This window comes from Leptospira kemamanensis (assembly GCF_004769665.1).
Classification (GTDB): domain Bacteria; phylum Spirochaetota; class Leptospiria; order Leptospirales; family Leptospiraceae; genus Leptospira_A; species Leptospira_A kemamanensis.
Genome location: NZ_RQGG01000009.1, coordinates 114,708 through 129,710, shown reverse-complemented (window position 1 = coordinate 129,710; position 15,003 = coordinate 114,708). Strand labels below are relative to the sequence as shown.

At 36.8% G+C, this 15,003-nt stretch carries 14 protein-coding genes; 7 read left to right on the top strand and 7 right to left on the bottom strand.

What is annotated here, in order from left to right; translation table 11 throughout:
- Window positions 1-68: 68 nt before the first annotated feature.
- Together EHQ59_RS03275 and EHQ59_RS03270 are read right to left on the bottom strand one after the other, a co-directional pair.
- On the bottom strand, window positions 69-1,604 hold the full coding sequence (locus tag EHQ59_RS03275; RefSeq protein WP_135617714.1) for a lipid A deacylase LpxR family protein: 1,536 nt from the start codon (window positions 1,602-1,604) through the stop codon (window positions 69-71).
- A 2-nt stretch (window positions 1,605-1,606) separates the two neighbouring features.
- Entirely contained in the window at window positions 1,607-1,933 is a 327-nt protein-coding gene (locus EHQ59_RS03270) for a DUF3817 domain-containing protein (protein WP_135617713.1), read from the bottom strand.
- Between the two features lie 183 nt (window positions 1,934-2,116).
- On the opposite strand from EHQ59_RS03270, the gene EHQ59_RS03265 reads away from it, so the two are divergent.
- The 5 genes from EHQ59_RS03265 to EHQ59_RS03245 all read left to right on the top strand — a co-directional run bounded on the left by EHQ59_RS03265 (window position 2,117) and on the right by EHQ59_RS03245 (window position 8,948).
- Window positions 2,117-4,129, top strand: a complete 2,013-nt coding sequence (locus tag EHQ59_RS03265) for a neutral/alkaline non-lysosomal ceramidase N-terminal domain-containing protein (RefSeq protein ID WP_135617712.1) — start codon at window positions 2,117-2,119, stop codon at window positions 4,127-4,129.
- Between the two features lie 163 nt (window positions 4,130-4,292).
- Window positions 4,293-5,096, top strand: coding sequence for an SDR family NAD(P)-dependent oxidoreductase (locus tag EHQ59_RS03260; protein ID WP_135617711.1), 804 nt, complete (start codon window positions 4,293-4,295; stop codon window positions 5,094-5,096).
- Between the two features lie 28 nt (window positions 5,097-5,124).
- Window positions 5,125-5,532 (top strand): hypothetical protein, encoded by a 408-nt coding sequence (locus EHQ59_RS03255; protein ID WP_425270112.1) that lies wholly within the window; start codon window positions 5,125-5,127, stop codon window positions 5,530-5,532.
- A gap of 118 nt (window positions 5,533-5,650) precedes the next feature.
- On the top strand, window positions 5,651-8,776 hold the full coding sequence (locus EHQ59_RS03250) for an HAD-IC family P-type ATPase (protein WP_135617709.1): 3,126 nt from the start codon (window positions 5,651-5,653) through the stop codon (window positions 8,774-8,776).
- Between the two features lie 13 nt (window positions 8,777-8,789).
- A complete protein-coding gene (locus EHQ59_RS03245; protein ID WP_244245360.1) occupies window positions 8,790-8,948 on the top strand; it encodes a hypothetical protein in 159 nt (52 codons plus the stop codon).
- Between the two features lie 22 nt (window positions 8,949-8,970).
- Here EHQ59_RS03245 and EHQ59_RS03240 read toward each other — a convergent pair whose 3' ends face one another.
- Together EHQ59_RS03240 and EHQ59_RS03235 are read right to left on the bottom strand one after the other, a co-directional pair.
- Complete coding sequence (locus tag EHQ59_RS03240; RefSeq protein WP_135617708.1) at window positions 8,971-10,083, bottom strand: hypothetical protein; 1,113 nt, start codon at window positions 10,081-10,083, stop codon at window positions 8,971-8,973.
- Between the two features lie 90 nt (window positions 10,084-10,173).
- Complete coding sequence (locus tag EHQ59_RS03235) at window positions 10,174-10,458, bottom strand: STAS domain-containing protein (protein WP_135617707.1); 285 nt, start codon at window positions 10,456-10,458, stop codon at window positions 10,174-10,176.
- A gap of 110 nt (window positions 10,459-10,568) precedes the next feature.
- On the opposite strand from EHQ59_RS03235, the gene EHQ59_RS03230 reads away from it, so the two are divergent.
- The gene (locus EHQ59_RS03230; protein WP_135617706.1) at window positions 10,569-10,880 is read left to right on the top strand and encodes a hypothetical protein; all 312 of its coding nucleotides are present in this window, start codon (window positions 10,569-10,571) and stop codon (window positions 10,878-10,880) included.
- 18 nt (window positions 10,881-10,898) lie between these two features.
- Here the strand turns inward: EHQ59_RS03230 and EHQ59_RS03225 are convergent, their stop codons facing one another.
- Window positions 10,899-11,810, bottom strand: a complete 912-nt coding sequence (locus tag EHQ59_RS03225; RefSeq protein WP_135617705.1) for a hypothetical protein — start codon at window positions 11,808-11,810, stop codon at window positions 10,899-10,901.
- Between the two features lie 65 nt (window positions 11,811-11,875).
- Window positions 11,876-13,285, bottom strand: coding sequence for an LA_3751/LA_3752 family putative glycosyltransferase (locus EHQ59_RS03220; protein WP_135617704.1), 1,410 nt, complete (start codon window positions 13,283-13,285; stop codon window positions 11,876-11,878).
- Window positions 13,286-13,331: 46 nt separating this feature from the next.
- On the opposite strand from EHQ59_RS03220, the gene EHQ59_RS03215 reads away from it, so the two are divergent.
- On the top strand, window positions 13,332-14,447 hold the full coding sequence (locus tag EHQ59_RS03215; RefSeq protein WP_135617703.1) for an SGNH/GDSL hydrolase family protein: 1,116 nt from the start codon (window positions 13,332-13,334) through the stop codon (window positions 14,445-14,447).
- Window positions 14,448-14,547: 100 nt separating this feature from the next.
- Here EHQ59_RS03215 and cueR read toward each other — a convergent pair whose 3' ends face one another.
- Complete coding sequence (gene cueR / locus EHQ59_RS03210) at window positions 14,548-14,937, bottom strand: Cu(I)-responsive transcriptional regulator (protein WP_135617702.1); 390 nt, start codon at window positions 14,935-14,937, stop codon at window positions 14,548-14,550.
- Window positions 14,938-15,003: the final 66 nt, after the last annotated feature.

The window sequence follows — 15,003 nt, the reverse complement described above, 5'->3', positions numbered from 1 at the left end:
CTGTTTGGCGAGTCTTATTTTTGAATTTAGTTCAAAAGTTTGCGTTGGAAACAAATCAAACTTGTTCGTTAAAACACTTTGCCCAATTGAAAACCAATCCACTGGTGTTGTTGCGGAAGTCCCCTTGCCGATTGAAAATCAATGGTTTGGTAATTATAATGTAAACCAAACATAAATCCTGCATTGGAGACGGAGACAAATCCAGCGCGGACAAACCCTACGGCACGTTTTAAATCGGCAATGTAGGTTTTGTTTTCCCGGTCTTCGACTTCTTCCCGTAAGAGTGCTAATAAGGTTTCTCTTTGTTTTGGGTCTAAGATAAACTGAGATAAAATCTCATAGGAGTAATAACGAACGATAGGAGGAAGTTTTCCACCTTCAGGGCGAAAAATGGAATAAATGGCTAAGGCCTTTGCATTGTCTGGAATTTGTTCCCATTGATCCGATAAATTTTTTAACAAAAAGACTCGTGTTGTGAACGCAATATCTTCGGCACCATTAAAGATATTATTAAAGAGTAAGTAATTTAAACCAATGTTATAAGGATTGTTAGTTCCTTTTACTAAAAATTCATTAAACAAAACATATCTTTGTAATGTATTTCTTCCATTATCTTCGGATAAAGCTCGGTATTGTAATTCCCTTTCACCAACATCAGGAGTTGGATTATTTAAAAAACTATCCCAGTTACTGAACGCCGAACTTCTGTTTTGTGATTTATAAGCCTTATCGGTTCCCATTTGGCCTTGGATGGTGGCATTGTATGCTTGTAGTGTTCCACCAGGATTTATGTAAAAATACCAATATCCATTTCCTTCATTATGAAGGATAGGGGGACCGGGTTGTAAGGCGGAACTCCCAGGTCCGGGTGTTTTGTCCACATTCCCAAAACGGAATATCAAACCAAAAGATACATCCGTATTGATATTACCTAAGTTGAGATTGTATTGGGTTCCAAAAAAACGATGGTAGTACTTACGTATGTCTGTTCTCAAAGCAACAGAATAGGAATCAGGAATTTGTGTATCCCAACCTTGAGGTGTTGGTGAGTTAATTAAATTATGAAAATTCATTTGTGCTGATTTGCCACCAACTGATGGTCCAATCATACCCAATTCGAGTTCCGTAGTGATGCTTGTGTCTTCAGTAGCGGTGGTTAAAGAATTACTAAAGTATCCACGACTGGAGTAAGGCCTATCCCCGTAAGATACATCCGCCTTTGTAATGTTTGTTGGCGTATAAAATTCTTGGGCAACAGCAAATCCTTGTAAGTATTTTGTTGTTTCAGATGGTGTGATAAAAATATCATTCCAGTAACTGAAAACTTTCCGTGTAGGATTGGATTCTCCTGCTGTCATATGAAATTCTAATCGAGAACCATTGGTATAATAACGATCAGAGAATCCACCAAAGGCATCATTTTCCATGATCAGACGAACTTGGTATTGGTCTGGAGTTTCTTTTGCAGTTCTTTCAATTTCCACAGGTGTTTCCATCACGGGTTTAATCTGTGTTGGTTTTTTAGTGGTTTTGGTTTGGCCTAAGATACCACTTGTTAACGCAAGTTTGGTGAAAATAACTAGCAAAAGAAATTTTGATTTCATGTTTATTTTACGTTTCCTGTTTCTTTATCATCTGGTTTTAAGTATAAATATTTTTCGGCAAAGAACGTTCCAAATGGAATCACTGATGCTAAGGCAGCAAGGATTGTTTTTTTCATTTTCCAATCGTACTCCACTTTTACTTGGAAGAGTTCCACCAAATACAAAAGGAAAAGTAATCCATGAACTAAACCAACAATTTTATTTGGTTCTGGGTTTTGGTAGAGATACTTGAGAGGCATGGTAATGAAGAGAATCGTTAAAAAAGAAAGTCCTTCTAAAAATGCCAAAATTCGAAATCGACCCAACTTGGTTTGTAAAAGTGAAAGCATAAAAACACCTTTTCGTAGAGTTTTCCAGAATCAAAACCCTTTCTCTTTTCGTCCTTACTTTCTTTCGGATGGATTGAGACGGGGATTTGTGTCCAAACTTAAACAAAGGTGCGAAACCGCGAAAAAATAGTCGACACTTGTTTGGGATTGACAAGTTTTCTGGAAGACAGGAAAACAAGTCAGATGAAACAACGATTCCTCCTATTGGTTCTTCTTTCCCTTTCCCTCCCTGTTTTCGCCGAAGACTCGAAATCTTATCTAGCTGGTATGGCAAAAAAAGACATCACGGGACCACCTGTGGGTGTTATGTTTTGGGGGTATGCAAGGGAAGACCAAACGGGGATCGGAATCCAAACTCGCCAATTTGCAAGAGCACTTGTCATTGAAGAGCCATCCCAAAAGAAATTTTTGGCCTATGTCACGGCTGAGGTGGGAGGAATCCCATTTGAAATCCAAAGAGAAGTAGTGGCCAAACTCCAAAAGGAAGTGGATCCCAAGTTTCATTTTGGAAATGTTTTACTCAATGCTTCCCATACTCATAGTGGCCCTGCGGGACATTTCCATTATTCAGAAGTTTCGTTTTATTCCTCTCAGTTTTATGGAGAGTCATATGCTGTACTAAGGGATGGAATTTTTGAAGCCATTAAAGAAGCATATGCAAATAGAAAACAAGCTGAATTAAAAATTGGGAAATCCATTGTACCAGATGCAGGTGTGAACAGAAGTTTGTCGGCGTACCTGGCAAATCCAGAATCCGAACGAAAGTCTTATCTAGATACCATTGATCGTGAGATGGTCCAACTCAATGTTTATGTAGATGGAAAAGCAATCGGATTTGTGAATTGGTATGGAGTTCATCCTACAAATATTACTTTTGATAATCGTTTGATTTCCTCTGATAATAAGGGAATTGCATCTCTGTTAGCCGAAGAAGCCGAATCTAAAAAAGGGAATCCTTCCTTTATCGCTATTTTTGCACAAGCGAATGAAGGAGATGTATCACCGAATTTAAATTTGAATAATACGGGCCCAGGCAAAGATATTTATGAAAGTAGTTTTATCATTGGCAAACGACAATTTTTAGCGAGCCAAGAGATTTTGTTGGCACAAGGAAAATCATTAAAAGTTGGTCTTAGTTTCTATCAAAAGTTCATTGATATGAGTAGGCATCCCGTCAGCAGTGAATTTTCCGGCACTGGCAAAACAGAATACACATGTCCATCTGCTTACGGTTATGCATTTGCTGCAGGTTCAACTGAAGAAGGTGGTGGACATTGGTTATTTCATGAAGGGATGACAGAAAAAAATCGAAAGTTTTATATTGATTGGATCGCCAAATTCATGTTACAATCTCCTTCTGATTCGTTACGTGAATGCCAAAAACCAAAAGCTATTTTATTCCCTATGGGCGAAACAAAACCAATTCCAAGTTTACCACAAATTCTGCCGTACGGACTTGTTTTACTTGGTGATCTTTCCATTTTGGTTTTGCCACATGAAGTGACGACGATGTCGAGTCGCAGGTTAAAAAAAGAAGTAAACTCTGTTTTACACGGTCGGGTTTCGGAAATTGTTTTGTCTGGTTTAACCAATGATTTTTCGGGATACATCACCACACCGGAAGAATATAACACTCAGAATTATGAAGGAGGGCATACCTTACATGGGAGACAAAGTTTAAACGCACTTCGCCAAGAGTTTGCATTCATGTCCAAAGAATTGTTAAAAGGAAATGAAGTTTCCGAATCATCAAATTGGGATTTGAAACCACTGGATCTTTCGGATCGTGTTCATCCATTAAAACTTCCAAACTCAGAACTGAAATCAGATGAACCCAAACAGGTGTTAAAGGAAAATGCAAAAGTTTACCAAAATGGAGAAACTGCACTTTGCCAAGTGAATGCGGCAAATCCGAATATTGGTTATCCGAAAGTGAAATCCTATCTCTTGGTAGAAACAAAACAGGGAAATGTTTGGAAACAAATTCGATCGGATGCAAATTATGATACCAAATTTGAATATGAAGAGCCTGGTTTATTTTTTGGTGGGCTTGGTAAAATGAATTTGATTTGGGAAACGAATGAGTCTCTTCCGAAAGGAGAATATCGGCTTGTACATGAAGCGATGTATTTGAATTCCCAAGGCAAAAAAAATCCCTATCGGATTGAATGCCCGAGTTTTACTCTCTCCAAGTAAACTGACATACACATAGGTCTGTTCCTTTTTGCAAAGGCAGACCGTAATTTTTGATATTTACAATTCTCATCAAAGAAGTCCTGCCATAGAAAACAAGTTGTGAAAAAACATTGATCCTTTATATTTTCTCTAAATTGTTATTTTGAAACGTGAAGGGGAATCTATGAACGAGTTTTATCAAGGAGAATGGGTTTGGATCACAGGTGCCTCTTCTGGAATTGGAAAAGAATTAGTTAAACAAGCGTATCAGCAAAATGCAAATGTCTTATTGGCATCAAGAAAACCGAAAGACTTGGAACAAATCGCCAAGGATCTCGGTTTAGAAAAAGGAAGATATGCTGTTGAGAAACTGGATTTAGAAAAATACCAAGTTGTCTCTGAATTTGCTAAACGATGTCTGAAAAAATATGGAATCCCCAAAGTTGTCATTCATAATGGTGGGATAAGCCAAAGATCTCTTACGAAAGAAACCAATTTGTCCACGATTGAAAAAATCATGAACACAAATTTTTTTGGAGCAGCTGAGTTAACTCGCGCGATGTTGCCAGAAATTTTAGGCAAAAAATCGGTTCATTTTGCTGTGATATCGAGCGTCGCAGGGAAATTGGGAAGTCCTCTTCGTTCTGCCTACTCTGCATCCAAATTTGCGTTAGTTGGTTTTTTTCATGCGTTACGTGCAGAGGAAGAAAAATCAGGAATTTTTGTTACGATGGTTTACCCGGGTTTTATCCAAACCAATATCTCAAAAAATGCATTACAAGGAGATGGGTCTTCCACGGGAAAAATGGATGCCGTCATTGAATCAGGACTCCCTGTCCAACTTTGTGCTCATCGCATTTTACATGCAGTTGCAAATCATCAGAGGGAAGTTGTGATTGCTGGATTCAAAGAAAAATTTGGTTTGTTTTTACAAACATTTTTTCCTTCCTTATTTTTTAAGATGATCCAAAAAGTAAAGGTTCGATAAACGGGAGGTTCCTTTGGATAAAAAGAGTATTTATATTCTACTAGTTTTCCTTTTTAGTTTTGGTTTATATTCGCAAACCAATGTTTTGGATTACAAAACAAAAAATAAATCAAACGAAGTAGAACGTACCTATTTGTTAGATTTATTAAGAGCCAACTTAACAAAAGAGTTTAAACAAGAATTTGTATTTGTTGTGGAACACTTTAAATTGTCAGGTGATTTTGCTTGGTTTCGTGGTACTGCGAAACGAAAAGATGGAAAAGAGATAGAATTGGCAGAAGATCTTCCTTATGACTGTTGCCATGTAGAAGCATTGTACAAACGAGTGAATGGAAAATGGCAAATAGCCGAATCTGCTGCCTTTAGTACAGATGTTTGGTGGGATGGTATCCAGTTGCGTTACCCGAAAGCGGCCAAGGAAATTTTCCAAGAATAATCAAATTTCCTTTGGAAGTGTCTTTGAATCCATCGTTTCCTGAAGTTTTCATTCACATAGAATCGATAGATTCTGATCCAAAATATCGTCCGATGAAGACTAGGGACAAAATTCGATTATGTTACTTGAATATCTAAATGTTGATTCCATCCAAATTCTAAAAGATGCAAATGATTGGGAAGATGTTCAAAACGCATTAATCAAAAAAATTCCAGAACTCGAATTACAAGAAGAAATCCACTACCGGTTCCATTCGATCCCCAACCAAACCTTTGAAAGGATTGGGGATCAGATTCTCATTCCTCATTTTCGCTCCCAAAAAATCAAAACTCCTGAATTGTTTTTATTCCTTTTGCCAAATGGAATTTTCGTAAGTGAGAAAAAGATACAACTTGTATTGTATCAAATGATACCGGAAGCATTGCCCTCCTTGCACTTACGTTTGTTACATGGTTTATCTTCTTTGTTACCTCAAATATTTGAAGAACTTTTGAAGTGTCAGAAGGCTGTGGATGTACTCAGTGTGGTTCAACTTGGTGAAAAAAACATGAAACCAAGTTATAAAAACTTAAATCAGTCTCAGATTGCTTTTGAGTTACAAACTGATTTACAAAATGGTCTTACAAAAAAAGAAGCAAACTTTCGATTGAAAACGTTTGGTAAAAATGTCATTGAAAAAGAAAAATCCACACCTGTGATTTGGAAGTTTTTAAAAAGTTTTTTTAATTTATTTGCCGTTTTACTTTGGGTGGCAACGGGTCTTTGTTTTGTGCCTGGTGTAGACATGCCAGAATTAGGGATTGCCATTTTCATTGTTGTCCTCATCAACGGGATCTTTTCTTTTTTTCAAGAATCTAAATCCGATCATGCTGTGGAAGCATTACGAAACTTATTAGCAAATGAATGCCCTGTGATTCGAGAAGGTGAGTTAGGAACCATTCAGGCTGATGACATTGTTCCAGGGGATCTTCTCGTTCTTTCGGAAGGTGATATTGTTCCTGCTGACTGTCGAATCATTGAGTCTGAGGATGTAGAAGTTGATAACTCATCACTCACAGGTGAATCTACTTCCGCACGTCGTTACAAATCAGAAAACGAAATCGTTTTAGAAGGGAAATTTCTTTGGTTAGAGATGCCAAACATTCTTTTTGCGGGAAGTTCCCTCATCAAAGGTAAGGCGAAAGCCATTGTATTTGGGACGGGCCAAACAACTGAAATTGGACAAATCGCAGGATTAACCTCCAAAATCAAAAGAGAGGAAAGTCCATTACAAAAACAATTAAGGCAAACCGTTATCTCTATATCTTTTTTTGCTTTTAGTATTGGAGTGATTTTTTTAGCAGTTGGGTATTGGGTCGCTGGCCTTAGTTTTGTGCAAGCCTTTTTGTTTTTTATAGGAATCTTTGTCGCAAATGTCCCTGAAGGTTTACTTCCTACTGTCACCTTATCACTAGCATTAGGTGTTTCGAGGATGGCCAAACGGAATGCAATCTTAAAAGATTTATCCAGTGTAGAAACATTGGGTTGTACGACTGTTATTTGTTCAGATAAAACGGGAACACTGACTCAAAATCAAATGCGTGTAGTAGAATTGTATTTTGATAATCACTTCTTAAGTCCTGATGAATTTTCTAAAAAAGAAGGCAGTCAATTATTATTGGAATGTGGATACTATTGCAATAACGCATCCTTAGTTCCAAATCCAATGGGTGATCCTACGGAACTGGCCTTATTGTATTTAGCATCCGGTAGAATCCAAAATACTTCTAACCAAAGGATATTTACCAATGGATTTGATTCGATTCGGAAACGAATGAGTGTGGTGGTGCAAAATCAAAACTTCACTACATCGTTTGCGAAAGGAGGACCTCAAGAAATTTTATCGATTTGTTCTTATGTGTATGAAAATGGTTCTGTTTATCCTTTGGATGAAACAAAGAGAGAAAAATTAAAACAAAGTTCTGATGAATCAGCTAGAAAAGGAAATCGTGTATTAGCATTTGCTTACCAAACCTTAGAAGTAAGTACCACATCAAAAAATGAACTCTCGTTAGATGCAATAGAATCCAATTTGATTTATTTGGGACATGCTTGCCTTGCGGATCCCATTCGGCCAAAAGTTCCAGATGCGATCACAAAATGTCATACGGCGGGTATTCGAATTCTGATGATCACTGGAGACCACCCACTGACTGCAGAATCGGTAGGCAAATCCATTGGGATCGGTGGGGAATCACCTGTTGTCATCACTGGTGTCCAATTGGATCAAATGAACGATATCAGTTTACGCGAATGGGTTAAAAAAGGGGAACCTATCTTTGCAAGAGTTTCCCCATCTCAAAAATTACGAATTGTCACAATATTACAAGAGTTAGGTGAAATTGTTGCCGTTACAGGAGATGGTGTAAATGATGGTCCTGCTTTAAAAAAAGCCGATATCGGGATTGCCATGGGCAAACGTGGTACTGAGGTAGCTAAAGAAGCTGCTCGTATGATCATCGTGGATGATGATTTTGCAACCATAGTGTCCGCGATTGAAGAAGGAAGAGGGGTATTTGAGAATATTCGAAAATTTTCCGCATATGTTTTAAACTCGAATCCACAAGAGTTGATTCCCTTCCTGCTTTGGGCATTGATTCCTGGGTTTCCTCTCCTTATGACAGTGATGGGTGTTTTGGCTGTAGACGTCGGAACCGATTTGATTCCAGCGATGGGTTTGGGATCGGAACCACCGGAAAAAGGAATTATGAATCGAAAACCAAGGAATCGAAATGAAAAATTGATCTCTCTTGGTTTTATTTTAAAATCTTATCTGATGGAAGGGATGATATTATTAGGAGCTTGTCTTAGTACTTATTACTATTTTGTATACACGGAATGTGGAGGAGTGATGCCTTCTTCACCAGAAGGACTCAATATGACAAAGGCAAGTCCTGAGTATCTGCAATCCCTCACTGCTTTCTTTTTCCCAACAATCACAGTACAAATTGCAAATGTATTTAGCAAAAGGTCTAAGTTGGAATCTGTATTTACAATGAATTTGTTTTCCAATCAAATCATTTGGATCGGGATTCTGTTTTCCTTTTTGTTATGTTATTTATTCTTTTATACTGATTTACGATTTATCTATTATTTTGCTCCGTTACCATTTCATGTTTACGGATTTGCTTTCCATGGAACAGTTGTTTTATTATTGTATTCAGAAATTTTGAAATACTTTCGAAGAAAAAGACTAAAAATTTGAAAAATATGGAACCTTGGATTTTGGATTGGGATTGAGTTATGTGGATAATTGCATCAAAAAACACCAAGGTAAAATTTCAATTTTTAATGTAAAAGACCATCTGGATTGGGATGGAAAACCAAAAACGAAAGTTGCATTTCAAATTGCATTACCCGTGCAAAATGAAACATAACTTAGGTTGATGGATCATTTGCTCACTTAAATTTGATTCTTTTTTTCCAAAACTTTTTTAGAAATATAAATACTGTTAGAAGGATGGGAAAAAGGAAGACAAATAAAACATTGCTATTGGATAACATTACCAACAATTCTTTTGGGCCAACCCATTGACGAAAACCTTGTATATTCCATCTGACACTATGTTTGCCTGGTCCTTGGCCTTTGATCACATGTAAAATGATTTCTTTTTTTGCTGTGATGATGTTGCCAACTGGGATTGGAAATATTCTTTCTGGAGTGAGTTGGATAGCAAGGCCCGTATTTGGATCGATTGATTCGCAGTAATTTTGCTCACATTGACGACACATACCAAGGCCATCTCCCATCTCTCCAGTGCCTGCAATATAAGCATTCCAAGTAAATCCTTCCACTTTTCTATGTTCATTGCCAAAAAAAGTACAAGTGGTATAAAAATTTTCTTCAGAAACATATTTAAGATTCAAAGTTTGGGAACCAACATGCCCATCTCCATCCGTAGTTAAAATAGGGAATTCTTTCGGCATGAGAAATTCTGAGGTACCAAAAATCGGTATCGAATCTACACATTGAGTGTCGTTCCAAGTTCCTTCACAAACAGTTTGATTTTTTTTGATTGCCTGCAATTGGAAACTATACATTTCCACATGATCGTTGTCAGTTGGCATCATTTGTTTGAAACATAGAATATTGGAAGTTGAATTTGTGGGAAAAATATGTGATGGCATTTCCAAATCTTCGTTGAAACTGAGCCCCAAAAAACTTCTCGCATCGATCATTTTGATCGTTCCATCTGGAGAATAGAGATAAGAAACACAAGAAGGTTCCCAACCAGTAGATGAGCAAGTTTCTTCTTCACCTCTTTTGTATTGAACAAATAGACCTCCAAAACTTGGACATAGTCCTTTTGTTTCTGGTCCAGTGAAAACAGTGAAATGGATTTTGGTTGGGAAGGAAATCTCTGGGTTTGGAGTTTCCTCAGGTGTTTGGATTTCTTTTGATTGCGAAGAGTTAAGTAAGGCAATCGCCCATAAGTAAGAGTCTTTGTCTTTTTTTTCACAATTAAGCTGGAGGATAAGGAGAGAAAGAGTAATAAGAATTCCGTACTTCATATTCGAATTTGACGGAATGAGTTTTGACTACCTAATGTACGTTTTGAAATTCGTACTAGGAGAAACAGTGCAATGCGTACTTATCCTTAGTTATTCTGCTAGGTGTAAGATGGTGTCGAGTTTGTTCAATCGGAAGACGGTGCGAATCAATTTGTTTACACCTGTCAGGCGTAACTGCAAGTTTTGCGCTTCTAAGGTCGAATGGTACTTCATCAATTCGCCTATGGTAGCGCTGTCAAGGGACATGGTGATTTCTGAGAAATCCAATTCTATATCTTCTTTGCTGTTTTTGATGGTAGACATAATCCTTTCACGAAAACCACTCAGTCCATCGAAGGAAATGTCTTCATTTTTGATTTTGATCAAAATTGCCAAAGTTCTCTCTTTATTTTCTGTATTGGAAATTTTGAAAGAATTTTTCGCTACAAAAATCCATTTCTGTCTTGTTTTTTAGAAACCCTTATTGTCAAATATGCTTCGATCTCATGACTGTAAGCAATCGACAACTGAAACTCATCAAAGAAGCAGCAGAATTATTGGTGATGGAGCACCGACTAACAACAGATGATGCGGTGATAGTGATATCTACTGCTCTCAAACGAGAACTGGCAACCCGTAACACAACATTTGAAAAATTAGAAAACGGTTCTAAAATTGAGCGCACGAATTTCATCAGAAGTGTTGTCAAAAACGTACAAATTGCACTAGAATCCAATCCTTATTGGCGTTCTCATAACCTAGATAAGTCGATTGAAAATTTTTACCAAGTCCTACATGCACAGTGGGACAAATCATAAAATCTTAATTGGCCTCTTTTAATTCGCTTCTTGGTTCACTGCATCAGCGTCACAGTAATAAGAAGCAGCTCTTTCTTTTGATCGATTGAATTCTAAGGAAAAGGTACGAGTTTCTTGTGGTGGAAAATCTTCCTGATCCCAAGTATATGTTCCATAATCGAAAGTTTTTCCATTCGCACCAACTAAGAGACATTTGACTCTAGTGTAATTTGCGATCGTGGATCCACTGTTTTGGATTTTTCCTGTAATCACAGTGCCTTTGTTTTTTACTTTTTTTACATTGATGGCAGACAAAGTAAAATTTGGTCGAGAAAATTCGGCCACATAATTTGTACCAGTCAGAAGTAGTTCGTAGTGATGGTATTTGGGAGCATCGGTGCAAAGAACTTCGTAACTTACTGATTCATTTTTTGTCACAAAGTTTTTATCTCCATACCCTTCACATTTGCCTACACTAGTTCCGTCTTCCGCAAGTAAGTTGACCGTGATTTTCGGCATGAGGAGAGTTGACTCGGATTGGTTTTCAAATTTACCAACAAAATAAATATTGCCGATTGTATCAGGAATCTCCCCTAATAGAGTGAACTCACCTTCCGGTTGGATCTCTACATTATTTAAACTTGGATCAATCGCAATTTCTTGTGATTCTTCTTCTGATGTTGCAGTGTTATTCAAATTGATCCATTGAGAGATCGATGTAATGACGGTTCCGAGAAACATCCAACCAACAACAACGGCGATGATGATGTATTTGTACTTAGTAAAGGAAAAACTTTCTAGTTTTTGATTGGTTCCGTATACTTTCGGTGGAGGACTGTCGTAAAGAGAAGCTGACGGAAGTTTGTCGAAGCAGTCTCCACATCGAAAAATATTTGCCGACTCTTGGTATATATTGGTGCTACCACAACTTGGACATTTATTTGAACTCATACGAACCTTTCCCAAGAAATACTATAGAGAGTTTCGTTAGAAATCAAGTCAGAAATCCCTATTGATTAGAAAGATCGGAGATAACGGCTTATAGAGATGGGTAACAGAGCATTGGGTAAGGGATTAGATTCTCGTTTTTGGTAGATACAGTGATTCTGACAATCTTCGGAAACTAGGGAATCAGGGATGGGATAGGGACTCGGAGGAATTTCCACGAACACAAATTCTGGAATTTGGTTTTTTGTCAAAAAATTGACAAAACCTGAATTAGATACTTCTTCCCGCAAAAGAAGGATGTCTTTGTTTTGAGTCAATAGTGGCAAAAGGATAAACGATAAATCAGAATTGTTGACCACAATTGTTTTTTCTTTCAATGAAGCGATTTCGGACAAAGTGTTCGATTGATACTTGGAGATTTTAGCTAAGGTTTTGAATTGGGAATGGAGCCCATAGGTGAAATAGATAGACATAAGGAGCAAAAAAAAAGTCACGATCACGGGATGAATTGTAAGTTTCTTGTTTTTGTTTTCCATCGAGAGTAAATACAAAGGTATGAAACCATATAGGTATCTTGGTGTATCATGTCCCCCCGTATTCGGTGAAACAAAACAAACCAAAATTGTGGTACAAACAAGGAAGATATGTAAATAATTTTTGGTCTGATGAAACCATTCCCAAATCAGGAAGAATATAAAGAGTATAAATATTGGGATTTGTTGCCAAACCAAACGCAGTAAGTAGATTCCTACTTCAGGATTCCATTGGGATTGGGAATTCTTTAAGAATCGTAAGGGTAAAAAGGAATGATAGAAAATAAAATTAATCAAAGCGAATAAGAGAAACAAGACACTGCAAAGAAAAAAATACTTTTTCCATGGAATCGAATGAGGAAACAAAAAAGGTAAAAAACAAAAAACAAAACCCATTTCCGGTCTCATCCAAATCACGATAACAGTCAAGAGTGATGTCAGAAATGGTTTTTCCTTTTGATAGAAAAAGAGAACCAGGATTTCTATAAAAAAGACTAAGATGGTATCATGAACCAAAAAGATATATAAAACGATGGAAGAACTAAAAAACAAAAACAAAGTCAAAACTTCATTTTTTGTGGTCTGGAAAAATATCCAGATGGAAATCAGAAAAAGTACAAACTGTGCGACTTGTATTCCGTAAACTCCAAAAAGTAAATACAATGGAGACATTAAAATTGGATATAAATTAGGAAAAGTTGCGTGAGCATTATTTTTTGTTAGGTGAAAAAACAAATTCGGTAACGGAAAGAATTGATATTCTGGATCTAAAGAGGAATGAGTATAAGGTAAATACAGTTTCCCTTGGGTGGCCAAATGAGTTTGCCATTCGAATAAAGAAAAATCAGAAAATGATTTGATTGCATCCATCTTTGTGAGGAAAAAACAAAGTATGAAAAATCCTAAGAGAAAAAAGAATCCTATTGCTTTTTTGGACAGGTTCATATCAAATCGAATCTAGTACATGGTATAAGAGTTCCACAGTTCTACAATGAAAAAAGTGAATTTACATTTAGGTGGAACAAAACTTCGGTTCCTTTTTTTGATCCTCATCATCTTTGTTTCTGCTTTTCTTTGCCTTAGATTCGTAGACAGATGGTTTTTAGTTCCCTTTGTCGAATATGGAACCTATCACTATCCCCCAAACCAAACCATTCCTTTTTTCCGGAATGGAGAAGTAGAATACGGGAAAACAAACCAATTTGGTATCCGACAACCCAATGGGTTGAAAAATGTAAATTGTCATTATCTCGTATTAGGTGATTCGCAAACGTTTGGTTCGGGAATTTTTTTAAAGGATCGTTTTACCGAACTTTTGAATGCTGAGACGAATTGCCAATGGATCAATGTCAGTGTTCCTGGTTATACGTTAGAAAACGAATTTTCGATATACCAAACGATAAAAGATTCCATTTCGTTTCAAAAATTATACTTAGTGATTTATGGAAATGATGTGTATGAGACGGGAGATACACCCGATTTTCTTCATTTTGTGAAACGACAAAGTTGGTATAGGGATGTACTTACGTTTTTTTTACCAGAGTACTCTCGATCGATTAGGAAACGAGAGTATTTCCAATCGGTGCAAGTTCGAATGACAGAAGAACTGAATCGTCTTTCTAATTTGCCATTACTGGATAATAAAAAAAGAGGCAATCCAAAAGATTCCCCTCCGATTCCACCAAATTACACATCATTTAAAACCTTATATTCGATTAGTCCTAATTATTTTTATGAATCATTACAGGTAAAATCTGTATCGAGTCAAAATTGGAAACGATGGAAACAGATCTTGTTTAGACTCAAAGAAAATCTCACCAAACGAAATGTTGCACTCACACTTGTTTATATTCCTCTCGATGTTGAATTTGATTCCTCAAGGTTTGCAGTGTACAAGGAAATTGGTTTTCCTTTGGATCCAAATTGGCTTACGGGTGATGCGGAATTCATTTTAGCATTGCAACAATTGGCTCAAGAATTTCAAATTCCTTTGATTGATTTACGTCCAATCTTTCGTAGTCATAGAGACTTATTACAACCAGAAGACATCCACTTCAATGAAAAAGCAAATCGACTCATCGCAGATACAATCAAAAAATCTTTATGAAATCACTGATTGTTAGTGGAATCCGTAGTCTTCTAAAAAAAGGCCACTTCTTTTGCTTTTAGTTGTATCTCGGATCCAGTTTTCTGTTGCGGAATTTTTTCTAAATCCTTTCTAAATTTTTTAAAATAGGACAGTCGGGTCTATGGTCACCATGACAATTGTGGACCAGATGTTTTAAGGTATCTGCCATATCTTTGATTTGTTTTAATTTTAAATTGAGTTCTTCTAAGTGTTTTTCGGCCAGTTGTTTCACTTGTTTGCTACTTCTGGATTTGTTTTTCCAAAGTCCAAGTAAACTTTTGATGTCTTCTAAGGAAAAACCAAGTTCTCTGGAGCGTTTGATAAATCGTACATAGTGTACGTCATCATCTGAATACATTCGATACCCATTATCATTGCGTCTAGTTTCTGGAATGAGACCGATACTTTCATAATGACGAATGAGTTTTGCTCCGACTCCAGAAGACTTCGAAAGTTCTCCAATATTCATAATTAAGTTCCCCAAATTTTTCAAAAAAAATGTAAAAAAACGTAAAAAAAATGAAATCGCCTATTG

What these genes read in the sequence shown, in the direction of transcription:
- EHQ59_RS03275 (WP_135617714.1), bottom strand. Translation starts at nt 1,604, where the DNA reads ATGAAATCAAAATTTCTTTTGCTAGTTATTTTCACCAAACTTGCGTTA.
- EHQ59_RS03270 (WP_135617713.1), bottom strand. Translation starts at nt 1,933, where the DNA reads ATGCTTTCACTTTTACAAACCAAGTTGGGTCGATTTCGAATTTTGGCA.
- EHQ59_RS03265 (WP_135617712.1), top strand. Translation starts at nt 2,117, where the DNA reads ATGAAACAACGATTCCTCCTATTGGTTCTTCTTTCCCTTTCCCTCCCT.
- EHQ59_RS03260 (WP_135617711.1), top strand. Translation starts at nt 4,293, where the DNA reads ATGAACGAGTTTTATCAAGGAGAATGGGTTTGGATCACAGGTGCCTCT.
- EHQ59_RS03250 (WP_135617709.1), top strand. Translation starts at nt 5,651, where the DNA reads ATGTTACTTGAATATCTAAATGTTGATTCCATCCAAATTCTAAAAGAT.
- EHQ59_RS03240 (WP_135617708.1), bottom strand. Translation starts at nt 10,083, where the DNA reads ATGAAGTACGGAATTCTTATTACTCTTTCTCTCCTTATCCTCCAGCTT.
- EHQ59_RS03230 (WP_135617706.1), top strand. Translation starts at nt 10,569, where the DNA reads ATGACTGTAAGCAATCGACAACTGAAACTCATCAAAGAAGCAGCAGAA.
- EHQ59_RS03225 (WP_135617705.1), bottom strand. Translation starts at nt 11,810, where the DNA reads ATGAGTTCAAATAAATGTCCAAGTTGTGGTAGCACCAATATATACCAA.
- EHQ59_RS03220 (WP_135617704.1), bottom strand. Translation starts at nt 13,285, where the DNA reads ATGAACCTGTCCAAAAAAGCAATAGGATTCTTTTTTCTCTTAGGATTT.
- EHQ59_RS03215 (WP_135617703.1), top strand. Translation starts at nt 13,332, where the DNA reads ATGAAAAAAGTGAATTTACATTTAGGTGGAACAAAACTTCGGTTCCTT.
- cueR (WP_135617702.1), bottom strand. Translation starts at nt 14,937, where the DNA reads ATGAATATTGGAGAACTTTCGAAGTCTTCTGGAGTCGGAGCAAAACTC.